The sequence below is a fragment of the Mesorhizobium sp. WSM4898 genome, assembly GCF_029625845.1.
Lineage (GTDB): Bacteria > Pseudomonadota > Alphaproteobacteria > Rhizobiales > Rhizobiaceae > Mesorhizobium.
This window is the reverse complement of record NZ_JARTVQ010000002.1, coordinates 1,300,654-1,325,898: the sequence shown is the minus strand read 5'-3', so window position 1 is coordinate 1,325,898 and position 25,245 is coordinate 1,300,654. Positions and strand designations below refer to the sequence as shown.

Sequence of the window (25,245 nt, the reverse complement as noted above, 5' to 3'; positions counted from 1 at the left end):
GCTTTGCGATCAACCGGCCGGCGCCCGCGTCAGCCATGGCGAATTGTAGGATCAACCTAGATGCTTCTCATCCGCTGTCCCTATTGCGAGGAAGAGCGCCCGGAACTCGAGTTCCGCAATGCCGGCGAGGCGCATATCGCGCGCCCGACCAACATTGCCGCCGAAAGCGAAGATGATTTCGAGAAATTCTTCTTCATCCGCTCGAACCCGAAAGGCGTCATCTATGAGCGCTGGCGGCATATCCATGGCTGCGCCCGCTTCTTCAACGCCGTGCGCGACACCGTCACCGACAAGTTCGTCATGACCTACAAGGCCGGCGAGCCGAAGCCCGCGAAGCTGCCTGGAGCCTCGAAATGAACGCGTCGTTCCGCATCTCCGGCGCCGGGCGTCTCAGCCAGGCCAAGACCGCCTCGTTCAGCTTCGACGGCAAGTCCTATCTCGGCATCGAGGGCGACACGCTGGCCTCGGCCTTGCTTGCCAACGGCGTCCATCTGGTCGGCCGATCCTTCAAATACCATAGGCCGCGCGGCTTCCTGTCGGCCGGCGCGGAAGAGCCCAACGCGCTGGTGCAGATCGTTCGCGACGACGCGCGCAAGACACCGAATGTGCGCGCGACCGTGCAGGAGCTCTATGACGGGCTCACCGCCAATTCGCAGAACCGCTGGCCCTCGCTCGCCTTCGATGTCGGCGCGGTCAACGACATTGCCTCGCCGATGTTCTCGGCCGGCTTCTACTACAAGACCTTCATGTGGCCGAAGTCGGCCTGGTTGAACTTCTATGAGCCGAAGATCCGCGCGACGGCCGGCCTTGGCGTTTCCCCCGACCGGCCGGATCCCGACCATTATGCGGCGCGCTACGCGCATTGCGACGTGCTGGTGCTGGGCGGCGGTGCGGCCGGCATCACTGCGGCGCTTGCCGCAGCCGAAACCGGCGTGCGGGTGATCCTCGCCGACGAGCAGGCCGAATTCGGCGGCAGCCTGCGCTTCGAGAGCGGCGCCAGGATCGATGGCGAGGACGGCTTTGCCTGGGCACAAGCCGCGATCGCCAAACTCAAGGCGATGGACAATGTCCGAGTGCTGTCGCGCACGACAGCTTTCGGGTACTACGCGCAGAACTTCGTCGGCCTGGTCGAGCGGGTCAGCGACCATCTCAAGAGCCCCGGCCGGGAGCTGGCGCGCGAGCGCCTGTGGCAGGTTCGCGCCAAGCGGGTCGTGCTCGCGACCGGCGCCATCGAGCGGCACATGGTGTTCGCCAACAACGACCGGCCGGGCGTCATGCTGGCATCGGCGGCGCGCACCTACCTCAACCACTATGGCGTGGCGGTCGGTAGGAAGGTCGGCGTCTATACGGCAAACGACTCGGCCTACGCGGCCGCGATCGACCTGAGGAAGGCCGGCGTCAATGTCGCTGCCATCGTCGACCTGCGCGACAACCCGTCGGGGGCGGTGATCGACGAAGCGAGGAGCCTCGGCATCGAGATCAATTTCGGTCGCGCCGTGGTTAGCGCCGGCGGCAAGCTGCGCGTATCGTCGATGACGGTGCAGCCGAAGAACGGCGGCGGCGAGCGCACGATCGCGGTCGACGCCATCCTGATGTCCGCCGGCTGGACGCCGTCGGTGCATCTGTTCTCGCAGTCGCGCGGCAAGGTCGCCTTCAACGAGGAGGCGCGACGCTTCGTACCGGGGACCTATGCGCAGGACTGCGTCTCGGTCGGCGCCTGCAACGGCACAGACGGTCTGGAGGCAACGGTCGACGAGGCCTATGCGGCAGGCGCCCAGGCGGCAAGGGACGCCGGCGGCAAGGATTCCAGCGGCAAGATGGGCAAGGGCACCAAGCCGAAGGTCGATGCTAGTGAAAGCTGGTCACGCGGCATGCTTGGCGCTGCGCCCGGCGCCGGGCCGGGCACCACGGTCAAGGCCTTCGTCGATTTTCAGAACGATGTCACCGCCAAGGACATTCGCCAGGCGGTGCATGAAGGCATGCACTCGATTGAGCACGTCAAGCGCTTCACCACCAACGGCATGGCGACCGACCAGGGTAAGACGTCGAACATGCACGGCCTGGCGATCGCCGCCGAGACGCTCGGCAAGCCGATCCCGCAGGTTGGTCTCACCACATTCCGCGCGCCCTATACGCCGGTCACCTTCGGCTCGATCGTCGGCCATGCGCGTGGCGCGCTGTTCGACCCGACGCGCCGCACGGCGACGCATGGCTGGGCGGCCGCCCAAGGTGCCGTGTTCGAGGATGTCGGCCAGTGGAAGCGCGCCTGGTATTTCCCGAAAGCCGGCGAGGACATGCACGCCGCTGTCAACCGCGAATGCGTCACGGTGCGCAAAGCGGCCGGCCTGTTCGACGCCTCCACGCTCGGCAAGATCGAGGTCGTCGGGCCGGATGCGGCGAAGTTCATGGAGCTGCTCTACACCAACCCGTGGGAGAAGCTGGAGCCCGGCCGCTGCCGCTACGGCATCATGCTGCGCGAGGACGGCTTCATCTATGATGACGGCGTCGTCGGCAGGCTGGCGCCGGACCGCTTCCATGTGACGACCACCACCGGCGGCGCGCCGCGTGTCATGCATCACATGGAGGATTATCTCCAGACCGAGTTCCCGCATCTCAATGTCTGGCTGACCTCGATCACCGAGCAATGGGCGGTGATCGCCGTGCAGGGGCCGAGCGCGCGGAAAATCATCGGACCTTTGGTCGAAGGTATCGACATGTCGGACGAGGCACTGCCGCATATGTCGGTGCGCGAAGGCAAGATCTGCGGCGTGCCGACGCGGCTGTTCCGCATGTCTTTCACCGGCGAGCGCGGCTTCGAGGTCAACGTGCCGGCCGACTACGGCGAAGCGGTGTGGGAAGCGCTGTGGGCCGAAGGCCAGAAGCATGGCGCGACCGCTTACGGCACCGAAACAATGCACGTGCTGCGCGCCGAAAAGGGCTACATCATCGTCGGCCAGGATACGGACGGCACGGTGACGCCGAACGATGCCGGTCTCGACTGGGCGGTCGGCAAGAAAAAGACCGACTTCGTAGGCATCCGCGGCATGATGCGCGCGGATCTCATCGCCAAGGGCCGCAAGCAACTGGTCGGCCTGAAGGCCAAGGATCCGAAGGTCGTGTTGGAAGAAGGCGCGCAGATCGTCGAGGATCCGAAACAGGCGATCCCGATGAAGATGATCGGCCACGTCACCTCCAGCTACTGGTCGGAGAACTGCGGGCGCTCGATCGCGCTGGCGCTGGTCGCCGGCGGCCGTGATCGCATGGGCCAGACGCTCTATGTGCCGATGCCGAACGGCACGATCGAGGTGGAGGTCACCGGCATGGTGTTCGTCGACGAAAAAGGGGAGCGCCTCAATGGCTAAGGCTACCGCCAAGACAAAAGCCGCCGACGCTTCAGCTGCCGTCGAACGGCGTCCGGCACTTGCCGGCCGCGCGGTGTCGGCACCGGGCGTCAAGGTCGAGATCCTGCCGCCGGCCGAACGCATCTCGCTGCGCGCGCCCGAAGCTTCCGTCGCCGCTCTCTCCAAGGCGCTCGCCGTGACGCTGCCGGCGAAGCCGAAGAGCTCGGCGGCGAAAGGCGGGCGCACCGCCTTATGGCTCGGGCCGGACGAATGGCTGGTCATCGACGATGCCGGCAACGATCCGCTCGCCGACTGCGCCACGGTCTCGGCGCTGCACTCCGCGGTCGGCATCTCGCATCGCAATGTGGCGATCTCGGTTGCCGGCCCGGCGGCCGCGGTGACGGTCAGTTCCGGTTGCCCACAGGACCTGTCGCTGGAGGCCTTCCCGGTCGGGGCAGCATCGCGCACCATTCTCGGCAAGTCCGAGATCGTGCTGCTGCGTACCGCTGAAGACACGTTCCGGGTGGAATGCTGGCGTTCCTTCTCGGACTATGTATTTACTTTGCTGTCGGAAGCGGCGAGCGACGCGGCGAACTGATCCTGCGCCAACCGGTCCGAAAGGGCCGGCCTCGGGGAACCTTCACCGGTCCGGGCCGTTTCTGCGGCTTGCGAGGAGACTGCCGATGCCGTCCAAATCCGCGCCGAAGACGCCCAAGAAGACAGAGGCGGTCCGTTCGCTGGAGCGGGATCGCGAGATCGAGGAAGAAGAGCTCGAGGAAGGCCTCGAGGACACCTTCCCGGCCAGCGATCCGGTGTCGATTACCAGCACCACCATCCCCGGCGGGCCGGCAAAGCCTGGCAGGGCCAAGACCTTGCCTGGAGTGAAGTCGCGCAAGAAGTAGAGCCGCCGCCGCAGTCAAATTGGGCTTCAGGCGAAACGAAACGGGCGGCCAAGCGCCGCCCGTTTTCGTTTGAGATTTGGCGCTGATTAGAGGCCCGGCACGAACCAAGGGTTCACGTCGATACCGAGCCGCGGGCCGTTGGTCGTCTGAGTGTTGGCGGCATCGGGCTTTTCCACCGAGCCGGTCGCGGCGCAGTCGAGCGCCTGATTGGTGTGAGTCTGGGTGCAGGCCGCAGGGGCGTGCTTGGCCGGCTGGCTCCCGCCAGCGAAAGCGGCGCCCGAGAAAGCCAGCAAGGCAGCGAGCGCGAGGATTGTCTTTTTCATCTTTCCGTCTCCAATCGTACATGTACGACACAACGTACATATACGGTTAATGGAGGCTGAATTCAAGAGGGAATTTGTACGCGTACGACAAATTAGCTTGAACCGAGTAACCGGCGTCGCAAATCAAGCGACCGGCGTTGTGTCAAGCCGGCGAAGCCGGTCAGCAGTTGACCGGTGTTTCGGTGAGCGGGGGTATGTCTTGCGCCGACAACGAGGCCAGCATGAAGTCGCACATCCGCTTCACATAGGCCTGGGGGTCGCCGAACGGATAGAAGGGAAAGGTGATCAGCAGCGAGATCGTGCCGTGGCCAACGGTCCACAGCATGGTGGCTATGGCGCGAGGGTCGCCTTTGAGCTTGCCGGCTGCGACGCAGGCCTCGACCCTGCTGATCAGCACCTTCATCGCCGGATTGCCCTGTTCCATGTCCTCGTAGCTCCGGCCTTCCGGCAGCCGGGTCTTCTCTGTCATGAAGACGGTGCGGTATTCATTGGGATTGCCGAGCCCGAAGGCGGCATACTCGGTCATCACAGCCCGCAGCGCCTCAACGGGATCGTCTGCCGGGTGCTCCTCGATGCGGCGGGCAAGCGTTTCGAACGCGTCCTCGGCGAGCGCGAACAGGATGTCCTGCTTATCGGCAAAATAGGAATAGACCGACATCGGCGCGTAGCCGACCCGCTTGGCAAGCTTGCGAATGGTAAGCCCTTCGTAGCCCTCTTCCTGCACAAGCTTGTGAGCTGCGTCGATCAGTTCGGAACGAAGCTCGGCTTTCTGTTTCTCGCGGCGTTTCTGAACGCTCAGCGGCAATTTCCGCCTGCCTTTATGGTTGGTTGCCTGACAAAATTATATACGCCGTACGGAAACGGACAAGGGAGCGGCCTGGTTCCCCAAGATACGCCCTAACGCTTTGTTCCTACTTAATTCCGAACAGGAAAGCCGCTACCCACTTTTTCCGAACTAGATCGCGCTAATGCCGCCGTCCAGCGCCTGCGCATGGCCGCGAGCCCTCAGTGGCGAAGGCTTTGGCCGCGCCGCTGCCGAGACCGCCTGTCGCACCGGTGATCAGCACCGTCGCTCCATCGAAACGGCCCGTAGCTTGGCTCCCTCAACTTTTCTTGTCAATCAGTTCCACCGCCAGCGCGGCGAGCAGCTTCACCGCCTCGCCATAGGTCCTGGCCTTTTCCGGGTTGGAGGCATTGCCGTCCAGCGCGCGGCGGTAGACACCCTGGCAGATCGCCGCCAGGCGGAAGAAGGAGAAGGCGAGGAAGAAGGTCCAGTTGCCGATGCCGTCGATGCCGCGCCGGCGGCAATAGGCGGCGACATAGGCCTCCTCGGAGGGCAGGCCGATCGAGGCGCGGTCGATGCCGTCTAGGCCGCGAAAGCCCGACGCATGCGGCAGCCGCCATTGCATGCATTGATAGGCGAGGTCGGCAAAAGGATGGCCAAGCGTCGACAGTTCCCAGTCGAGCACGGCGATGACCTTCGGCTCGTCCTTGGCGAAAATCATATTGTCCAATCGGTAGTCGCCATGCACCAGCGAGACCCGGCCGTCATCGGCCGGCATATGCGTCTCCAGCCAGGTCATCAGCCGATCCATAGCGGCTATGCTTTCGGTTTCGGAGGCGCGGTACTGACTTGTCCAGCGCGCGAACTGGCGCTGGAAATAGCTGCCGGGCTTGCCGAAATCGCCTAAGCCCACAGCCTCGACATCGACTTGGTGCAGGGCGGCGAGGGTCGCATTCATGGCGTCGTAGATCGCGGCACGCTCGTCATTGCCGGATGTATCCGGCAGCGACGGATCCCAGAAGATGCGCCCGTCGAGGAACTCCATGACGTAGAACATGCGGCCGATCGGCGTCGTCTCGCCTGAAAGATGGAGCATGCGCGGCACCGGCACGGAGGTCGTGCTCAGCGCCTGCATGACCCGGAATTCGCGGTCGACCTGATGTGCCGATTTCAGCAACTGCCCCGGCGGCTTGGCGCGCAGCACGTAGCGGCCGCTGGCGGCGGTCAGCAGATAGGTCGGGTTCGACTGTCCGGACTTGAATTTTTCGGCCGCGCAAAGCTTGGAAAAACCAGGCACATGCGCTTCGAGATAAGGCGCAAGCGCTGCTTGGTCGAGCGCGTTGGCGTCGCCGCTCATGCGGTCTCGGGCTGGCGCTCGATCAGCGTCAGGGTCAGCCAGCGCGCGGTGAGCGCCGGCTTCTTCGATCCTTCGATCTCGATGGTGACGTCGTGCGCCGTCTGCACCCATCCCGAAGGCCGCACCTTGACGTCGGCCAGCACGAAATGGGTGCGGATGCGCGAACCGGTCTTCACCGGCGCCAGGAAGCGCAGCGTGTCGAAGCCGTGATTGACGCCCATCTTGGTGTTTTCGATCGGCGGCATGGTCTCGAAGGTCATGGCCGACAGCAGCGACAGCGACAGGAAGCCGTGCGCGATGGTGCCGCCGAACGGCGTCTCGCGCGCGGCGCGTTCCGGATCGCAATGGATGAACTGGTGATCGTCGGTGGCGTCGGCGAACTGATCGATCATGCGCTGCGTCACCGTGCGCCAGGGCGACACGCCGACTTCCTTGCCGACGCTGGCCAGAAGCGTATCGAGACTGATCGGTTCCACGCTCATGTCCTCCGCACCCCGCCCGGATCGCGATTGCTTGAACCGGGCGTCCTACTCCTTGAACAATGTCATCCCGTGCTGCACCGACTGGCCGCCGTCGATCGGCAGGATGGCGCCGGTGACATAGCTTCCGGCACGGCTGCACAAATAGAGCGTTGCGCCGGCAATGTCATCCGCCACGCCGATGCGGCCGAGCGGAACATGGCTGCCGACACGTTTCGCCTGCTCCTCCGTGGCGGTGGCAAAGGCCGTCATCCGGCTCTGGAAGGGACCGGGCGCAAAGGCGTTGACGGTGATGCGGCGGGCGGCGAATTCGATCGCCAGCGTGCGCGTCAGGTGATGCACCGCAGCCTTGGAGGCGGTGTAGGAATAGGCATCGTCGGCCAGCGGCTGCGTGCCCATCACCGAGCCCAGATTGATCACGCGGGCCGGGTCATCGTCGCTTGCTGCGGCATCGAGCAGCGGCAAAAGCTCGCGCGTCAGATGGAAGACGGCGGTGACGTTGACGCCGAACACCTTGGTCCAGGCGTGGTAGGGAAACTCTGCGAGCGGCGCGCCCCAGGAAATGCCGGCATTGTTGACCAGGATGTGCAGCCGGTCCGTTCGGACCTTCACCTCGGCAACCAGCGCGGCGATGCCCGCTTCGCTGGACACGTCGCCGGCAAACCCCTCGGCCCGACCGGAGCTGCCCTGCGCGTTGATCTCGTCGGCGACCCGCACACAGTCCTCGCCCTTGCGCGAGGCGATCATCACAGTGGCGCCGGCCTGCACCAGTCCGGTCGCCACCATGCGGCCGATGCCTGTTGCGGCACCGGTCACAAGCGCGGTCTTGCCGACGACCGAGAACAGCTTGTCGAGATAGCTCATCCTAATTCCTCCCGCGCGCCTCGTCCCGGCCGGAACCGAAGGACTCGCGTTGACAAGGCTAGCCGAAGTACGGTCATCCTTGCCACGGATAAAGAAGCGAAAGGGTCGGAACCGATGGCGGACATGAACCTCGGCATGACCGAGCGGCTGAAGCCGATCCATCAGCTCGTGGCCGCGATGGTGCGCGACGAGATCGCACCGCTCGGCGAGGAGTTTCTCGCCGAGGTCGGCAGAAACGGTGACCGCTGGACTTACACGGCCAGGCAGACTGAAATCCTCGAAGGGCTGAAGAAGACGGCGCGGGAGTGCGGGCTGTGGAACTTCTGGCTGACCGATTCCAAGCGCGGCTACGGCCTGTCGACGGTCGAATATGCCTATCTGGCGGAGGAGATGGGCAAGGCGCATCTCGGCGCAGAGACCTTCAACTGCTCGGCGCCCGATACCGGCAATATGGAAGTGCTGGAGCGCTACGGCTCGGAAGAGCACAGGCGGCAATGGCTGGAGCCGCTGCTCGAAGGGAAGATCCGCTCGGCCTATCTGATGACCGAGCCGGACGTCGCCTCATCCGATGCCACCAATATTTCGATGCGCTGCGAGCGGCAGGGCGACGACTATGTGCTTAACGGCGAGAAATGGTGGGCGTCCGGGGCCGGCGATCCGCGCTGCGCCATCTATATCGTCATGGTGAGGACCGGCTCGGACGAGGAGCCGCAGCATCGCCGGCATTCGATGATCCTGGTGCCGGCAGAGAGCGAGGGGATCACCAAGCTCCGGCCAATGCAGGTCTATGGCGACGACGACGCGCCGCATGGCCATATGCATCTAAGGTTCGAGGATGTGCGGGTGCCGGCGGCGAACCTGATCCTCGGCGAGGGCAGGGGCTTCGAGATCGCGCAGGGACGGCTTGGGCCAGGCCGCATCCATCATTGCATGCGTGCGATCGGCCAGGCCGAGATGGCGCTGGAGATGCTGTGCCAGCGTTCGGTGCGGCGCGAGGCGTTCGGCCAATCGCTGGCAAAGCTCGGCGCCAATTTCGACATCGTCGCCGAATGCCGCATGGAGATCGAGATGGCGAGGCTCCTGTGTCTGAAGGCAGCTTGGATGATCGACCAGGGCGATGCACGCGCTGCGGCCCCTTGGATCAGCCAGATCAAGGTGGTAGCGCCGCGCGTCGCGCTCAAGGTCACCGACGAGGCGGTGCAGATGTTCGGCGCGCAAGGCATCAGCCAGGACACGCCGCTCGCCCGCTCGTGGACGCATCTGAGAACTCTGCGATTGGCCGACGGGCCGGACGCCGTGCACCGGCGGCAGGTGGCGCGCGCCGAGCTCAGGAAATACACCCAGGAGAAGATCTGACCGCCATGACGCTTCCATCGGAAATGCGAGGCTTGCTGCTTGTCGGCGACGGCTACAGCAAAACGCCTTCGGCCAGCGTGCGGGAGGCGATGGAGCCTTATTTGAAGCCCGGCAGCATCGCCGTGCCGGCGCCTGGTCCGACACAAGCGCTGATCAAGGTCAGTCTCGCCTCAATCAACCCGTCCGATATCGCCTTCATCACAGGGCAATACGGCCAGCCCCGTGTGCAGGGCCGGCCGGCCGGATTTGAGGGCGTCGGAATCGTGGCCTCGACTGGCGACGATCCATACGCAAAAAGCCTTGCGGGCAAGCGCGTCGCCTTCGCCACCGGCGTGTCGAACTGGGGCGCCTGGGCAGAATACGCGGTCGCCGAGGCGGCTTCCTGTATTCCACTGCTCGACACGGTGCGCGACGAGGACGCCGCGGCGATGATCGTCAATCCGCTGACCGCCTTAGCCATGTTCGACATCGTCAAGCAGGAGGGTGAGAAGGCTTTCATCATGACTGCCGGCGCCAGCCAGCTCTGCAAGCTGATCATCGGGCTGGCGAAAGAGGAGGGTTTTCGGCCGATCGTCACCGTGCGCCGCGACGAGCAGATCCCGTTGCTGAAAGAGCTGGGCGCCGCCCATGCGCTCAACGAGAAGGCGGCGGATTTCGAGGCCGCGCTGCGCGAGGTGATGAAGGCGGAGCAGCCCCGCATCTTCCTGGACGCAGTCACCGGACCGCTTGCCTCGGTCATCTTCAACGTCATGCCGAAGCGCTCGCGCTGGATCGTCTATGGGAGGCTCGACGCCGAGGCGACTGTCATCCGCGAGCCCGGCCAACTGATCTTCCAGCACAAGCGCATCGAAGGCTTCTGGCTGGCCGAATGGATGCGGCAGTTCCGCGACCGGCTCGGCCCGGCGGTGCTGGAGGCGCAGAAGAGGTTTTCCGACGGGCGCTGGTCGACGGATGTGACGGCGGTGGTGCCGCTGGACGAGGCCATGGCCAGGCTGTCGGACGAGCTGGTCAAGCCGAACGGCAAGGTGTTTGTTAAGCCCTGATCAAAATAACTCGAGGTCGCGTCTATGAGGCTACGGTGGTTTGTCGGGTTCGTCTTGGTGTCAATGGCAGGTACATTTACTGCCGAGGCCGCCGACAAGTTCCCGCCCATTTGGCGCAAGTCGATGACCAATGATCCGGGTACGAACTATTTTCTCAATAAATATTCGGCCTCTTTGAATGATCCAGCATCGACCGCAATTAGAAATATCATGCTGGCGCGCGTCGTCGGCTCTGAATGCCAGTCATCGCGGCTCAGCAAGGCCAAGGTCAGGGCCTATCGCGATAGCATGCTCGGCTCGCTTTCGTCGGATGCATTGAAAGCGGCTGCATTCGCAGCCGGCAGCGAATTGCGCAACTTCGACTATGAAACGCTCGCGCATCTTTGTGCCGGCATCGATTATCAGTTTGGGCCGAAAGGAGTGCTCATAGCGGGTGCCGTTTCGTCAGGCAAAGGCGAGCCAAGATATTCCTACGATCAGCGCAATCCATACATTCGGCTGCCCGAATTCACCGGCAAGTAGCTGAGCTGCCTGGCTCGTGCTCGTCCACTATTCCGCCGGCTCGACATTGGCATAGGCGGCTTGCTCGAGTTCGCGCTTCACGCGGGCTTCCTCATGCGCCTTGGGCGTGACGAAGCGGCCGAGCAAGAGATAGGCGACAGGGGTCAGGAAAAGCGTGGAGACGGTCGCCAGGCCAAGGCCGCCGACGATCACCCAACCGAGCGCCACGCGCGCCTCGGCGCCTGCGCCCGAAGCCAGCACCAGCGGCACGCCGCCGAGCACGGTGCAGATCATCGTCATCATCACCGGGCGAAGGCGAATGGTGGCGGCCTCTTCGATCGCCTCGCGCACGCCAAGCCCGCGGTCGCGCAGCTGGTTGGCGAACTCGACGATCAGGATGCCGTTCTTGGCCATGACCCCGACCAGGAGGACCAGGCCGATCTGGCTGTAGGCATTGAGGCTGGTGCCCGACAAAAGCAGCGCGAAGATGGCGCAGGCGAGCCCGAGCGGCACTGTCGCCATGATGATGACGGCGCTGACGAAGCTCTCGAACTGGGCCGCCAGCACCAGAAGGATGATGACCAGCGCGAAACCGAAGATGGTCGCCATGGCGCTGTTGCTCTCGCCGAGCGTCGCCGCCTCGGCCAGCGGCACGATCCGCGCGTCCGACGGCAGCAGCGGTGTTGCGATTTCCTCGGCGCGCGTCAGCGCATCGCCGAGCGCGAAGCTGCCGCCCAGATTGGCGGTGATCGCCACGGACGGCTGCTGCTGCTCGCGAGTGAGGGACGGCGGCACGGCGCGCTCGGTCAGCGTGGCGATGGTCGACATCGGCACGAAGCGGCCGTCCGACGTTTTCAGAAAAATGTTTTCCAGATCGGTCGGATCGTTGATTGGATTGGTGGTCGAGACCAGCTTCACACCATAGCTGCGGTCGGCGATGTAGACGTCGACGACATCGTTGCCGTCGAGCATTGCCTGCAGCGTGTCCGCAAGCCCGGTGATGTCGATGCCGAGGTCGGAGGCGCGCTCACGGTCGATGGCAACGGCAAGCTGCGGCTGCGTAAGGTCGACGGAAAGTCGCGGTGCTTGGAAGCGCGGATCCTGCCGCATCTCCTCGACGATCTGCACCGCCGCCGCGCTTAGCGCCTTGCGGTCGTTGCCGACCAGGGCGAATTGCAGGCCGCTGCCGGCGCCACGGATGCGAAGGCTGTTGGGCTGAACCGGGAAAACGCGGACGCTTGGCACCTGCTTCGTCAGGCGGCTGATCTCGGCCATGATCTCCTGCTGGCTGCGCGTCCGCTCGTCCCACGGCGCCAGCGTCATCACCATGAAGCCGCTGTTGTAGGCGCCGTTGTTGCCGGCATTCGCGAAGGTGCTGCGGATCTCGCCGGAATCGCGCAAAGGCTGGATCAGCCGCTCGATCTTGCGCATCTGCTCGGTGGTATAGTCGAGGCTGACTCCTTGCGGCGCGTTGATGCGCAGCAAAACGACGGCGCGGTCTTCGGTCGGCGTCAGCTCCTGACGTATCGTGCCGAACAAAGTGAAGGCGGTGCCAGCGAAGAGCATAGCGACGAGCACTACGATCCAGGGGGCGCCGAGGCAGGCATGCAGGCAGCGCTTGTAGAGCCGATGCAATGCGCCGCCGATGCGAGCGCCCACGCCGCTGCCACCTTCGTGGTGAAGAGAGGCGCTGGTCAGCATGCGCGAGGCGAGCATCGGGCAGAGCGTCAGCGCCACGACGCAGGAGAGCAGTACCGACATCGCCAGCACGAAGCCGAACTCGCGAAAGAGCCCGCCGGTCTGTCCCGGCAGGAAGGAGATCGGCACGAAGACGGCGACCAGGGTCAGCGTCGTGGCAACGACGGCGAAGAAGACTTCCTGGGTGCCGAGCACGGCGGCCGCGCGCGGCCCCATGCCCTCGTTGCGGCGGCGCACGATATTTTCGAGCACGACGATGGCGTCGTCGACGACGAGGCCCGTCGCCAGAACCAGCGCCAGCAGCGTCAGGATGTTGATGGAAAAGCCGGCGAGGTAGATCGCGGCGATGGTGCCGATCATGGCGACCGGCATCGACAGGCCCGGGATCAGCGTCGCGCGCCAGTCGAGCAGGAAGGCGTAGATGACGATCAGCACGATCGAGACGGAAAGCGCGAGCGCGATCTCAACCTCGTGCACAGCGCCGTTGACGAAGACGGCATCGTCGCTGGTGACCTTGATCGACATGCCTTGCGGAAGGTTTGCCTGGAGCTTCTCCACGGCGGCCCTGACGCCGGTCGATATATCGAGCGTGTTCGATTCCGCCTGGCGGATGATGCCGAGGCCGATGCCGGTTTTGCCGTCGGAGCGCAATGAGGTCTGGCCGATGTCGGGGCCGAGCGTCACGGTGGCGACGTCGCGGATGCGCGTCGCGCCGCCGATGACGATGCTCTCGAATTCCTCCGGCGTGGTCACGTCGGCCGTCGTGCGCACGACGAGGTCCTGGTTTGTGGTGGTGATCGAGCCGGCCGGGGAATCGAAGGCGACGGAGGCGAGCGCCTTGCGCAAATCCGCCACGGTGAAGCCGTGGCTTGCCAGCTTGTTCTGGTCGACGTCGATGCGGAAGATTTTGTCGCGGTCGCCGGATACCTGGACGTCGGCGACCCCTGGAACGGCGGCGAGCTCGTCCTCGATGCGGTCCTGGACCAGCACCGTCATGTCCTGCACCGACATGGTGTCGGACGTGACCGCCAGCCGCATCACCGGGTCGGAATTGGCGTCGGCCTTGACGATGCGCGGCGCATCGGCGGTCTCGGGCAGTTGGTTGGTGATGCGGCTGACGGAATCGCGGACATCGGAGGCGGCTACATTGAGATCGACGCCGTCGTTGAACTCGATGGTGACGCGGCTCTGGCCGAAAGATGAAGTCGACGAGATCGACTTGACACCCGAGACGCGCGCGACGGCGCCCTCGATCGGGTCGGTCAACTCGCGGTCGACGGTTTCGGCGGCCGCGCCCTCGAAGGTGGTGTTGACGGTGATGACCGGGCGGTCGACATCCGGCAGTTCGCGGATTTCGACGCCCCAGAAGGCTGCGAGGCCGGCGACCGCGATGAGCGTGTTGAGCACGAAGGCCATGACCGGCCTGCGGATGAAGAGCGCGGTCAGGCCCGATCCCGCGGTCTGGTCGCCGGTGGCGCTCATGAGCCTTCGGCCGCGGTGGCGCGGTCCTCGCCGGCGATCCGGACGTCGCCGCCTTCGCTGACACTCTCCGTGCCTTCGGTCACCACCATGTCGCCGCTCTCGACGGGAGCATCGATCAGCACCGTCTCGGTGTTGCGCTGGATGATGCGCACCGGCACGCGCTTTGCCTTGCCGTTTTCGACGGTCCAGATATAGGCGCCGTCGGTGCCCCACTGGATGGCCAGTGGGCTGACGGCCGGATAGGTGTCGCCGGGGAATTTCATGGCGATCTGGAACGACATGCCGGCGCGCAGCGAATCCGCCGGGTTGGCGATCGTCGCCTTGACGAGCAGCGTGCGGCTGTTCTCGTCGATATGGTTGTCGATGGCCGAAACCGTGCCGGAATAGACCTGGTTGGGGTTGGCCAGCGGCGTGGCCGACAATCGGTGTCCGACCTTTACAGCGGCGGCGAAACGCTCCGGCACCCAGAAATCGACCAATATGCTCGAGCGGTCGTCAAGCGTGGCGATCGCCGACTGGCTGGTGACATAGTTGCCGGCGGCGATCGGCAGGATACCGACAGTGCCTTCGATAGGCGCGACGACCGAGCGGCGCTCGAGCGCGAGCTCGGCATCGCGCAGCGCCAGCTTGGCATTGGCGAGCGCCACCTCGGCATCCGCGACGGCAACTTGCGTGGCGGCATTGGAGGCTCGCAGAGACTTGACCCGGTCGAGCTTCGCCTGGGCATCGTCGAGCGCGACCTTGGCACGGTCGCGCGCAATCACTTCCGTCTCCGAATCGAGCCTGGCGATGACATCGCCTTTTTCGACATGGGTGCCGGACTGCACCGGCAGTTCGGTCAGGCGGCCGGAAGAGTATGGATTGACAGTGACTGTCGCATTGGCGCGGCCGGTCCCGATCGCCTGAAGCCTGTCGTTGATGGTGGCGGTGCCGGCAGGGGAGGCGACAATGGTCACGATCTGGCCGGCGCGATTGCGACCGGACCGGACAGAACCGCTCTCGATGCTTCCCGTGGCGGGGGGCGTCGCCGCAATCGCCCAGTCCATACCCCAGCGTGCCAATACCTCAGGCGCGCCGGGATAGAAGCGCGCCCAGGCGGCCGCAGCGGCAACCACGATCACCAGCGCAAGAACAATCTGTTTCCAGCTCGACATTGACACTCCAGCGGCAGAATCGTCCGCCGGTTCCAAGTGGAAGCAGGCTGAGCGACGATACGGCGTGAGAGCGATACCGGCCACGCCACATCATAATATCAGCACTTTTATGGCAATTATCACGCAAACGTGCACATTAAATCTCGGTAACGTGAAGCGGGATCATCGCTTCGGTCCCACCTTTTGCCGCAATTTGGGGGACGCCGGCCGCCATTCGGTTAAAGGAAAACCGAACGGACGGAACTGCCTAGCGCAGGCTCTCCAGGTCGCGGATGCGCTTGGCGCCGGCGGCTTCGAGCTGCCTCGTGACCGCGCCGATTAGCGTTTCGGCGACGACAAAGAGGGCGGCGGACGAATCCCAGGCCGAAGGCACGGCGGTACGCCCGGCGATCACATGGCGGGCGAAGCGGGCGATCGGCGAGAGCCACTGATCGGTGAAGAGCACGATCTGGACGCCGCGCTGGTGCGCCTTCTCGGCAAAGCGGAGCAGACTTTCCTGGTAGCGCCTGATGTCGAAGATAACCAGGACGTCGCGCTTGCCCATGTCAATCAGCCGGTCGCGCCAGATGCTCTCCTGGCCGGCGAGGTGGTAGACGTCTGGCTGGATGATGGCGAGATGGGCTGCCATGTAGCGCGCGAGCGGATCGGTGAAGCGGCCGCCGATCAGAAAGGTCTTGCCGCGGCGCTCGGCAAGCCGTGCGGCAATGTCGGCCAACTGCTTGTCGGTAAGGTGCCGGAACGTCTCGCGCATGTTGTCGAGCGTCGCCTCCAGCATCGGCGAAACGGCGCCGCCATTGGCGGGCGACGCCGAGTTGAGCGTGCGAGAGGCCGGCGACTGCAATTGCGCGGCCAGTTCATCCTGCAGCGCCGACTGGAATTCGGGATAGTTCTGGAAACCCAACCTGGCGACGAAACGCAGAATCGTCGGTGAGGAGACTCCCGCCGCGGTCGAGAACTCGGCCACGGTCTTCAGCCCGGTCAGCGGATAGTTGGCAATCAGCGTCTGCGCGGCGCGGCGCTCGCCTGCCGGCATGGTGCCGATGCGGTCCGAAATCAGTTCGGCAATACTGGAGATCATCGTTTTCCCCACCCTTTGACCCGGTCGCCGCCGTTTTCGGAATTCCGCGTTTGACAAAGCCGCGTAAACTGTATGAAATCATTCGCAGGGGCGCAATGAGGCAAATTACGTAACATAAGATACAGCGCTCCCGAGGGGACGGCAGTATGGACAAAGCACGGCGCGCCAGCCTTGCACCGTCGGAGACCGTGAGGGTGACCAACCCCGGCGGCTCGAGCCCCTTCGTCCTCACCTGCGATCACGCCTCGAACTTCCTGCCCGCCGAATTCGGAACGCTCGGGCTGCCCGCCGAGGATCTCTCCCGGCATATCGCCTGGGATCCGGGCGCGCTGCCGGTCGCCAGCCGGATGGCCGACGCGCTCGACGCCACGCTGGTCGAAACCCGCATCTCGCGCCTGGTGATCGACTGCAACCGCCCGCTCGACGCGCCGGACCTCGTGCCGCCGGTCAGCGAGGCGACGGCCATTCCGGGCAATTCGAATCTCTCTGGCAAGCAGCGCGCGGAGCGGATCGATCTCGCGTGGCGTCCGTTCCACGACTCGATCGCTGAGATCATCGAGCAGCGGCTGGCGCTCGGGCAGGAAACGCGCCTGGTGTCGGTGCACTCCTTCACGCCGGTTTATAAGGGCAGGAGCCGTCCCTGGCATATCGGCATCATCCATGACGACGATCGCCGGCTGGCAGCGCCGCTGATATCGGCGCTCAAGCGGCTGTCCGGCGTCACCGTTGGCGTCAACGAACCCTATTCGCCGGCCGACCGCGTCTATTTCACGCTGGAACGGCACGCGCGCTCGCGCGGCCTTGCCTGCGCGATGATCGAAATCCGCAACGACGAGATCTCCGGCGAGACCGGGCAGCGGAAATGGGCGGATCTGCTCACAGGCATATTCTCGAATCTGGAGCCCGAGGAGGCCAGGGGCTCCCGACAACGCGCAATGGGAAAGTCAGTACAGTCGGCCAGCTAAGAAACCACAGGGGACTTCCAACATGGCAGCAAATGACTACACCGAAGTCGACAAGGCTGAGGACATACAAGTCCTCCACAGCATGGGCTATGCCCAGGAACTGGAGCGGCGCCTCAGCCGCTTCTCGAATTTCGCGGTTTCCTTCTCCATCATCTGCATCCTGTCCGGCGGCATCAACTCGCTGGCGCAGGCGACCTCCGGCGCCGGCGGCATCGGCATCGGCATCGGCTGGCTGGTGGGCTGTTTCGTGTCGCTCACCTTCGCGGTCGCCATGTCGCAGATCAGCTCGGCCTATCCGACGGCCGGCGGCCTCTATCACTGGGGCTCGATCCTCGGCAATCGCGGCACCGGCTGGGTTACCGCCTGGCTCAACCTGCTTGGCCTGATCACCGTGCTCGGCGCCATCAACGTCGGCACCTGGACTTTCTTCGTCGGCGCTTTCGGGCCGGCGCTGGGCATTGAAAACAACCTGACCACCCAGACGATCTTCCTGGTCATCATCACCGGTGCGCAGGCGCTGATCAACCATCTGGGCATCAAGCTGACGGCAAAGCTAACCGACTTTTCGGGCTATCTGATCTTCTTCGGCTCGATCCTGATCGCGGTGGTCTGCCTGCTCTCGGCCGAGACCTGGGACTTCAGCCGCCTCTTCACCTTCCACAACTACTCAGGCGATGCCGGAGGCGGCGTGTGGCCGCAGGTCTCGAACGCCTGGGTCTTCGCGCTGGGCCTCCTGCTGCCGATCTATACGATCACCGGCTATGACGCCTCGGCGCACACGTCGGAGGAAACCATCAAGGCGGCTTCTTCCGTGCCGCGCGCGATGGTCATGTCGGTCATCTGGTCGGCGCTGTTCGGCTACCTGTTCCTGGCTGCCTTCGTGTTGATGATCCCGAACATGGACGAGGCCGCCAAGCAGGGCTGGAACGTGTTCTTCTGGGCCTTCGACCAGCGCGTCGGAACCGGACTGAAGGAGTTCGTCTATCTCGTCGTGTTCCTGGCACAGCTGCTGTGCGGCCTTGCCACCGTCACGTCGGCCTCGCGCATGATCTTCGCCTTCTCGCGAGACGGCGGCCTGCCCGGCTCGGCAGCGCTTTCCAAGGTCAGCCCGACCTATCGCACGCCCGTGGCGGCGATCTGGACAGCCTCGATCCTGTCGGTGCTGTTCGTGTGGGGCTCGTCGGTGGTCTCGGTCGCCGGCACCTCGGCCTACACGATCGTGGTGTCCTGCACCGTCATCTTCCTGTTCCTCTCCTTCACCGTGCCGATCGTGCTCGGCATGATGGCCTGGGGGACGCCGAAGTGGGACAAGATGGGGCCGTGGAACATGGGCCGCGGCATCTTCATGCTGTTCGGTCTGCTCTCGATCGTGTCGATGATCCTGATCTTCGTCATCGGCATCCAGCCGCCGAACGACTGGGCGCTCTACATCACCGTCGGCTTCTTCATCCTGACGGCGGTCGTCTGGTTCGCCTTCGAGCGCAACCGCTTCCAGGGGCCGCCGCTCGGCGACATCATCGCGGCGCGCCAGGCGGCGATCAAGGCGGCAGAGCAGGCGGTCGGCGAGACCGGCCACTGACATCGGACATCATGGCCCTGGCCGGCGTCACGCCGGCCAGGGCTTCGTTTCTCCCTTTCAATCGACAAGTGTTGGAGTGCCAAAGGAATGGCCGGGAATTTCTCGTTCGATCAGTTGAAGAAAGCGGTCTCGAACGGCGAGGTCGACACGGTGCTGGCCTGCATCGTCGACATGCAGGGCCGGCTCGCGGGGAAGCGCTTCCTGGCCCAGTATTTCGTCGATTCCGCGCATGGCGAGACGCATGGCTGCAATTATCTGCTGGCCTGCGACATCGATATGGAGCCGGTGCCGGGCTACAAGGCGGCGAGCTGGTCGAAGGGTTATGGCGACTTTGTCATGAAACCCGACCTGTCGACGTTGCGGCGCGTCCCATGGCTGGAGAAGACGGCGCTGGTCATCTGTGACGTGCTCGATCATCACGACCATGAGGACCTCGCGCATTCGCCGCGCGCGATCCTGAAGAAGCAGGTCAAGCGCCTGAGCGAGCGCGGCTATATCGGCTACTTCGCCTCCGAGCTCGAATTCTACCTGTTCAGCGAAACCTATGAATCGGCGCGCAGCAAGCACTGGCAAGGGCTCGACAGCGCTTCGCCCTATATCGGCGACTACCAGATCGGCATCACCACCAAGGAAGAAGGCGTCATGCGCCGGCTCCGCAACGAGATGGAGGCAGCCGGTATCCCGATCGAAAATTCCAAGGGCGAGTGGGGTCCGGGCCAGGAAGAGATCAATGTGCGCTATGCCGAGGCGCTCGAGATGGCGGATCGCCACGTCATCCTGAAGAACGGCGCCAAGGAGATCGCCGATTCCGAAGGCAAGGCCATCTCCTTCATGGCCAAGTACAATTACGGGCTCGCCGGCAATTCCAGCCACATCCACAATTCGCTGTGGAGCGCCGACGGCGGGACGCCGCTGTTCTTCGACAAAAACGCCGAATGGACGCTGTCGAGCCTCGGCCAGCAATGGGCGGCCGGCCAGCTCAAATACGCCAAGGAGTTCACCTGGTTCCTGGCGCCGTACATCAACTCCTACAAGCGCTTCCAGGCCGGCACCTTCGCGCCGACCAAGATCATGTGGAGCGAGGACAACCGCACGGCGGGATTCCGGCTGTGCGGCGAGGGTACCAAGGGCATCCGCATGGAATGCCGCATCGGCGGCGCCGATCTCAACCCCTATCTCGCCTTCGCCGCGCTGATCGCGGCCGGTCTCGCCGGCATCGACGAGAAGCTGGAGCTGCAGAAGCCGTTTGTCGGCGACGCCTATCAGGCGTCGCAACTGCCGGAAATCCCGAAGACGCTGCGCGATGCCACCGAGACGCTGGAAGGCTCCACGATGCTGAAGCAGGCCTTCGGCGAGGAGGTGATCGAGCACTATGTCCACACCGCCCGCTGGGAGCAGTTCGAATACGACCGCCGTATCACGGATTGGGAACTGCACCGGGGGTTTGAACGCTACTAAAGCTGTAATCGACGTTGACTGAACCTAACTAAAGCTGCAGTCTTGGCTGGTTGAGTTCGGGAACGTGAGAATGGGAAAGTATTCGCCTTTGCGTTCGTATCTTATGGCTCAAACCGGCGAGCGGGTTCCGATGTCGTTCAGCGACATCGAGAAGCTGCTTGGCGAAAAGCTACCGGCGTCCAAGCAGTATCCGGCTTGGTGGAGCAATAACCCCAGCAACAATCCAATGACAAAGGAGTGGCTGGCCGCGGGGTTCCAGACTGAGTCCGTCAATATAGCGGGCGAAAATCTGGTCTTTCGGCGCGTTCAGCCAGGTTCCGGCACTGCAAAGGGGTTCGGCGAATCGGCTCAGGCCGAGATCGGCGGGACACCGACACGGCACCCGATCTTCGGCTGCATGAAGGGAACGCTTACTATCCTCCCAGAGGTCGATCTGACGGAGCCTGTCGAGCAGGATTGGGGCAAGGTCTATGAAGACTGAGAACCTTCTGTTGGACACTTGCGCGGTCATCTGGATTTCGCAGGACGAACCGATAGCCGATGCGGCGACAACGGCTATCAGCAAGGCTCCTCAGTCCGGCACGCTGAACGTATCGGTCATGACGGCATGGGAGATGGGCATGCTGGTGTCGAAGGGCAGGTTGCCGTCCACGAAGACGCCCGACCGTTGGTTCGACGAGTTCGTTGAGGCGGCGGCCGTCACAGTGGAAGGGGTGACGCCACGTATTCTCATCGCGGCCTCCTACCTCCCAGGTGTCGTTCACAGCGATCCAATGGATCGAATTCTGATAGCGACCGCGCGGGAGCGCGATTTGACTATCGTAACCCGTGACAAGGCCATTTTGGCCTATGCCGCGCATGGTCATGTCAGAGCCATCGCCTGCTGAAAGAGTCAATTTGGAGACGTCTTCTTGGATACCGTAAAACTTAAATCACCCATCGATGGCTCGATCTATGCCGAGCGGCCGGTCGCGACGGATCAGGCGATCAACGCGGCGGTAGAGCGCGCCAGGGCGGCGCAGGAGAAGTGGGCCGAGACACCGGTCGCGGAGCGCGGCAAGTACATGCTGGCCATGCTGGAAGCGCTGGTCGGCATCAGCGACGAGATCGTGCCCGAGATCGCCTGGCAGATGGGGCGGCCGGTGCGCTATGGCGGCGAGTTCGGCGGCGTCAAGGAACGCACCAGCTACATGGTCGAGATCGCGGAAGCTGCGCTGAAGCCGATCATGGCCTCCAATCCGAAGGACGGCTTTCGCCGCTATGTCAAGAAGGTGCCGCTTGGCGTCGTGCTGGTGATCGCGCCGTGGAACTATCCTTATCTCACCGCGGTCAACACGATCGTGCCGGCGCTGATGGCCGGAAGCGCGGTCATCCTCAAGCATGCGGCGCAGACGCTGCTGGTCGGCGAGCGCTTCCAGCAGGCGTTCGACAAGGCGGGCCTGCCGAAAGGCCTGTTCCAGAATCTGGTCATGAACCACGACCAGACCGAAAGGCTGCTCGGCTCGGGCAAGATCGATCATGTCAACTTCACCGGCTCGGTTGCCGGCGGCCGCGCCATCGAGAAGGCCGCGGCCGGCACCTTCATGACGCTCGGCCTCGAGCTCGGCGGCAAGGATCCGGCCTATGTCCTTCCCGACGCCAAAATGGACCATGCGGTCGCCAATTTGGTCGACGGCGCCTTCTACAATTCCGGCCAATGCTGCTGCGGCATCGAGCGCGTCTATGTGCACGAAAAGGTCTATGACGAGTTCGTCGAGGGTTTTGTCGCCGAGACCAGGAACTATGTCGTCGGCAATCCGCTGGAGCAGGCGACGACCATGGGTCCGATGGCGCAGGCACGCTTCGCCGACCTGATCCGCGAGCAGAAGGCAGAGGCGCTGCGCAAGGGCGCCAAGGCGCATATCGCCATGAAGGTGGAAAACGACAGGCCGGGCTCGCCCTATCTGGCGCCGGAAGTGCTGACCGGTGTCGACCACCAGATGAGCGTCATGCGCGAGGAAAGCTTCGGCCCGATCGTCGGCATCATGAAGGTGCGCGACGACGAGGAAGCCATCGCGCTGATGAACGACAGCCCCTATGGGCTGACGGCCTCGATCTGGACGCGCGACACCGAGCGCGCCGTGGCGATCGGCGACCGGGTCCAGACAGGCACCGTGTTCATGAACCGCTGCGACTATCTCGATCCGGCGCTGGTCTGGACCGGCGTCAAGGACACCGGCAAGGGCGCGGCGCTGTCCGCCATCGGCTACGACAACCTGACCCGGCCGAAATCCTATCACCTGCGCGAAGCGATCTGAATTCGAAAGACAATCCATGTCCAAGCTCACCTCCAAATGGAACTACCCCACCACCGTCCGCTTCGGCGCGGGGCGCATCAAGGAACTGCCGGACGCGCTGGCTGCGTCAGGCATCAAGCGCCCGCTTTTCGTGACCGACCCGGGCCTGGCGAAGCTGCCCGTCGTCGCTTCGACACTGAAGATCCTCGACGATGCCAATGTGCCTTATGGCGTCTTTTCCGAGGTGAAGCCGAACCCGGTCGAGTCCAACCTGATCGCCGGCATCGCCGTGTTCAAGAAAGGCAAGCATGACGGGGTCGTCGCTTTCGGCGGCGGCTCGGCGCTCGACCTCGGCAAGCTGATCGCCTTCCAAGCCGGGCAGACGCGTCCGGTATGGGATTTCGAGGACATCGGCGACTGGTGGACGCGCGCCAACTCGGATGCGATCGCGCCGATCATCGCGGTGCCGACCACGGCGGGCACCGGTTCCGAGGTCGGCCGCGCCGGCGTCATCACCAATGAAGAGACCCACACCAAGAAAGTCATTTTCCACCCGAAGCTTTTGCCGGCGATCGTGATTGCCGATCCGGAGCTGTCGGTCGGCATGCCGCCCTTCATCACGGCCGGCACCGGCATGGACGCGCTCGCCCACTGCCTCGAAGCCTATTGCGCTTCGGGCTATCATCCGATGGCAGACGGCATCGCCGTGGAAGGCATCCGGCTGGTGTTCGAAAACCTGCCCAAGGCCTTCGCCAACGGCAAGGATCTGGTCGCCCGCGCGAATATGATGAGCGCGGCCGCGATGGGCGCGGCCGCCTTCCAGAAAGGGCTGGGCGCCATCCACTCTCTGTCGCATCCGATCGGCGCGCTCTACGACACCCATCACGGCATGACCAATGCGGTGTTCATGCCCTATGTCCTCGCCTTCAACCGCGATGCGATCGAGGATCGCATCGCGCGGCTCGCCGCCTATTGCGGCATCAAGGGCGGCTTCGATGGCTTCGCAAAAGCCGTCATCAAATTGCGCAAGGAGCTCAAGGTGCCGCATGCGCTGCCCGGCCTGATCAAGGACCTCGACATGGACAAGAACCGCAAGACACTGATCGCCGACATGGCGGTGGTCGATCCGACCGCCGGCGGCAATCCGGTCAAGCTCACCAAGAAAGGGGCGCTTGCTCTGCTCGAAAATGCCATCGTAGGGTCTGTGTAAACCAATTTGCAGCGGAAAGTTGATCTGGAAACGAGGGGAAAGGAAAGGGCAACGGGCGGAATGCAAGGAGGAGAATAATTAGCCGGAAAAAGAATCGCGAAGCGATTGCTACAGCCGGTTAAAGAGAGTTTACTTTTTCGTGTTGCGGGGTGCCGCTTTCACAAAGCTTTCATCTGGCTGTCACACGAAAACGATACCGCATCGCAGGCGTCCAATGGCGTCAGTTCAACGGAGAGAACACATGTTCAAATTCACGGGGAAAGTGCTTTCCCTTTCGGCCGCGGCGCTGTTTGCGTCGACGGTGATTTCGTCCGCCGACGCGATGGACGATCTCGTCAAGGCGGCGAAAGCCGAGGGCCAGCTCACCACCATCGCGCTGCCGCACGACTGGTGCGGCTATGGCGACGTCATCGCCGGCTTCAAGGCGAAGTATCCGGAGATCACCGTCAACGAGCTCAACCCGGATGCAGGCTCCGGCGATGAGATCGAGGCGATCAAAGCGAACAAGGACAACAAGGGCCCGCAGGCACCTGACGTCATCGACGTCGGCCTGTCCTTCGGTCCGTCCGCCAAGAAGGACGGCCTGATCCAGCCTTATAAAGTCTCGACCTGGGATTCCATTCCGGACAGCGCCAAGGACGCTGACGGCTACTGGACAGCCGACTATTATGGCGTGCTCTCGTTCCAGGTGAACAAGGATCTGGTCAAAGAATCGCCGACCGACTGGGCCGACCTGCTGAAGCCTGAATTCGCCAACTCGGTTGCCCTTGCCGGCGATCCGCGCGCTTCGAACCAGGCTATCCAGGCCGTCTACGCCGCCGGCCTTGCCAGCGGTGCTGCCGCTGGCGAAGCCGCAGGCACTGCCGGGCTCGAGTTTTTCAAGAAGCTCAATGCCGCCGGCAACTTCGTGCCGGTCATCGGCAAAACCGCGACGCTCGCCCAGGGCCAGACGCCGATCCTCGTCACCTGGGACTACAACGCGCTCTCCGGTCGCGACACGCTGAAGGGCAATCCCCCCGTTGACGTCATTGTGCCGAAGACCGGCGTTGTCGCCGGCGTTTACGTGCAGGCGATCAGCGCTTACGCGCCGCATCCGAATGCGGCCAAGCTTTGGCTGGAATATCTCTACTCCGACGAAGGCCAGATCGGCTGGCTGAAGGGCTATTGCCACCCGATCCGCTTCAACGATCTCGCCAAGAACGGCAAGGTTCCGGCGGATATGCTGGCGAAGATGCCTCCGGCCGAGTCCTATGCGGCCGCGGTGTTTCCGACGCTCGATGAACAGGGCAAGGCGAAAGAAGCCATCACCAAGAACTGGGACGCCGTTGTCGGCGCCAATGTGAAGTAAGCATCAATATGGTCCGGGCGGCCCGATGGCTGCCCGGACTCCTTCCC

The 25,245-nt window shown here is 63.8% G+C and carries 23 protein-coding genes; 15 read left to right on the top strand and 8 right to left on the bottom strand.

What is annotated here, in order from left to right; genetic code table 11:
* Nucleotides 1–60: 60 nt before the first annotated feature.
* From P9228_RS13775 to P9228_RS13760, 4 genes are all read left to right on the top strand, one after another.
* Complete coding sequence (locus P9228_RS13775) at nt 61–357, top strand: sarcosine oxidase subunit delta (protein WP_067002607.1); 297 nt, start codon at nt 61–63, stop codon at nt 355–357.
* Nucleotides 354–3,362, top strand: coding sequence for a sarcosine oxidase subunit alpha (locus P9228_RS13770; protein WP_278053902.1), 3,009 nt, complete (start codon nt 354–356; stop codon nt 3,360–3,362). The genes P9228_RS13775 and P9228_RS13770 overlap by 4 nt, the downstream gene beginning before the upstream one ends.
* Complete coding sequence (locus P9228_RS13765; protein ID WP_278053901.1) at nt 3,355–3,939, top strand: sarcosine oxidase subunit gamma; 585 nt, start codon at nt 3,355–3,357, stop codon at nt 3,937–3,939. The genes P9228_RS13770 and P9228_RS13765 overlap by 8 nt, the downstream gene beginning before the upstream one ends.
* 85 nt (nt 3,940–4,024) lie before the next feature.
* A complete protein-coding gene (locus P9228_RS13760) occupies nt 4,025–4,243 on the top strand; it encodes a hypothetical protein (protein WP_278053900.1) in 219 nt (72 codons plus the stop codon).
* Nucleotides 4,244–4,329: 86 nt separating this feature from the next.
* Here P9228_RS13760 and P9228_RS13755 read toward each other — a convergent pair whose 3' ends face one another.
* From P9228_RS13755 to P9228_RS13735, 5 genes are all read right to left on the bottom strand, one after another.
* Nucleotides 4,330–4,566 carry a DUF680 domain-containing protein gene (locus tag P9228_RS13755; RefSeq protein WP_067325805.1) on the bottom strand — a complete coding sequence of 79 codons (237 nt, stop codon included), beginning with the start codon at nt 4,564–4,566 and terminating at the stop codon, nt 4,330–4,332.
* 160 nt (nt 4,567–4,726) lie between these two features.
* Nucleotides 4,727–5,371 (bottom strand): TetR/AcrR family transcriptional regulator, encoded by a 645-nt coding sequence (locus tag P9228_RS13750; protein ID WP_278053898.1) that lies wholly within the window; start codon nt 5,369–5,371, stop codon nt 4,727–4,729.
* 298 nt (nt 5,372–5,669) lie between these two features.
* On the bottom strand, nt 5,670–6,707 hold the full coding sequence (locus P9228_RS13745) for a phosphotransferase (RefSeq protein ID WP_278053896.1): 1,038 nt from the start codon (nt 6,705–6,707) through the stop codon (nt 5,670–5,672).
* Nucleotides 6,704–7,189, bottom strand: a complete 486-nt coding sequence (locus P9228_RS13740; RefSeq protein ID WP_277816115.1) for a MaoC family dehydratase — start codon at nt 7,187–7,189, stop codon at nt 6,704–6,706. Before P9228_RS13740 ends, P9228_RS13745 begins: the two co-directional genes overlap by 4 nt.
* 45 nt (nt 7,190–7,234) lie before the next feature.
* Nucleotides 7,235–8,050, bottom strand: coding sequence for an SDR family oxidoreductase (locus P9228_RS13735; protein ID WP_278053894.1), 816 nt, complete (start codon nt 8,048–8,050; stop codon nt 7,235–7,237).
* A 114-nt stretch (nt 8,051–8,164) separates the two neighbouring features.
* On the opposite strand from P9228_RS13735, the gene P9228_RS13730 reads away from it, so the two are divergent.
* From P9228_RS13730 to P9228_RS13720, 3 genes are all read left to right on the top strand, one after another.
* On the top strand, nt 8,165–9,406 hold the full coding sequence (locus P9228_RS13730) for an acyl-CoA dehydrogenase family protein (RefSeq protein WP_278053892.1): 1,242 nt from the start codon (nt 8,165–8,167) through the stop codon (nt 9,404–9,406).
* 5 nt (nt 9,407–9,411) lie between these two features.
* On the top strand, nt 9,412–10,449 hold the full coding sequence (locus P9228_RS13725; protein ID WP_278053891.1) for a zinc-binding dehydrogenase: 1,038 nt from the start codon (nt 9,412–9,414) through the stop codon (nt 10,447–10,449).
* 123 nt (nt 10,450–10,572) lie between these two features.
* The gene (locus tag P9228_RS13720; RefSeq protein ID WP_095781096.1) at nt 10,573–10,971 is read left to right on the top strand and encodes a hypothetical protein; all 399 of its coding nucleotides are present in this window, start codon (nt 10,573–10,575) and stop codon (nt 10,969–10,971) included.
* A 27-nt stretch (nt 10,972–10,998) separates the two neighbouring features.
* Here P9228_RS13720 and P9228_RS13715 read toward each other — a convergent pair whose 3' ends face one another.
* The 3 genes from P9228_RS13715 to P9228_RS13705 all read right to left on the bottom strand — a co-directional run bounded on the left by P9228_RS13715 (nt 10,999) and on the right by P9228_RS13705 (nt 16,362).
* Nucleotides 10,999–14,130, bottom strand: a complete 3,132-nt coding sequence (locus tag P9228_RS13715) for an efflux RND transporter permease subunit (protein WP_278053890.1) — start codon at nt 14,128–14,130, stop codon at nt 10,999–11,001.
* Nucleotides 14,127–15,284, bottom strand: a complete 1,158-nt coding sequence (locus tag P9228_RS13710) for an efflux RND transporter periplasmic adaptor subunit (RefSeq protein ID WP_278053889.1) — start codon at nt 15,282–15,284, stop codon at nt 14,127–14,129. Before P9228_RS13710 ends, P9228_RS13715 begins: the two co-directional genes overlap by 4 nt.
* Nucleotides 15,285–15,531: 247 nt before the next feature.
* Nucleotides 15,532–16,362, bottom strand: a complete 831-nt coding sequence (locus P9228_RS13705; RefSeq protein WP_067002767.1) for a MurR/RpiR family transcriptional regulator — start codon at nt 16,360–16,362, stop codon at nt 15,532–15,534.
* A gap of 146 nt (nt 16,363–16,508) precedes the next feature.
* On the opposite strand from P9228_RS13705, the gene P9228_RS13700 reads away from it, so the two are divergent.
* From P9228_RS13700 to P9228_RS13665, 8 genes are all read left to right on the top strand, one after another.
* Entirely contained in the window at nt 16,509–17,327 is an 819-nt protein-coding gene (locus P9228_RS13700) for an N-formylglutamate amidohydrolase (protein ID WP_127246100.1), read from the top strand.
* Nucleotides 17,328–17,349: 22 nt separating this feature from the next.
* Complete coding sequence (locus P9228_RS13695; protein ID WP_067002581.1) at nt 17,350–18,906, top strand: amino acid permease; 1,557 nt, start codon at nt 17,350–17,352, stop codon at nt 18,904–18,906.
* A gap of 87 nt (nt 18,907–18,993) precedes the next feature.
* Nucleotides 18,994–20,364: a glutamine synthetase family protein gene (locus tag P9228_RS13690; protein WP_278053888.1), complete on the top strand. Its 1,371-nt coding sequence runs from the start codon at nt 18,994–18,996 to the stop codon at nt 20,362–20,364.
* Between the two features lie 70 nt (nt 20,365–20,434).
* Complete coding sequence (locus P9228_RS13685; RefSeq protein ID WP_095823439.1) at nt 20,435–20,845, top strand: hypothetical protein; 411 nt, start codon at nt 20,435–20,437, stop codon at nt 20,843–20,845.
* Nucleotides 20,835–21,251 (top strand): type II toxin-antitoxin system VapC family toxin, encoded by a 417-nt coding sequence (locus P9228_RS13680; RefSeq protein ID WP_095823438.1) that lies wholly within the window; start codon nt 20,835–20,837, stop codon nt 21,249–21,251. The genes P9228_RS13685 and P9228_RS13680 overlap by 11 nt, the downstream gene beginning before the upstream one ends.
* Before the next feature lie 24 nt (nt 21,252–21,275).
* Nucleotides 21,276–22,661: an aldehyde dehydrogenase family protein gene (locus P9228_RS13675; protein WP_067325854.1), complete on the top strand. Its 1,386-nt coding sequence runs from the start codon at nt 21,276–21,278 to the stop codon at nt 22,659–22,661.
* A 16-nt stretch (nt 22,662–22,677) separates the two neighbouring features.
* Nucleotides 22,678–23,850, top strand: coding sequence for an iron-containing alcohol dehydrogenase (locus tag P9228_RS13670; RefSeq protein WP_278053887.1), 1,173 nt, complete (start codon nt 22,678–22,680; stop codon nt 23,848–23,850).
* A gap of 241 nt (nt 23,851–24,091) precedes the next feature.
* Nucleotides 24,092–25,198 carry an ABC transporter substrate-binding protein gene (locus tag P9228_RS13665; RefSeq protein ID WP_095800499.1) on the top strand — a complete coding sequence of 369 codons (1,107 nt, stop codon included), beginning with the start codon at nt 24,092–24,094 and terminating at the stop codon, nt 25,196–25,198.
* The last annotated feature ends 47 nt before the right edge of the window (nt 25,199–25,245 follow it).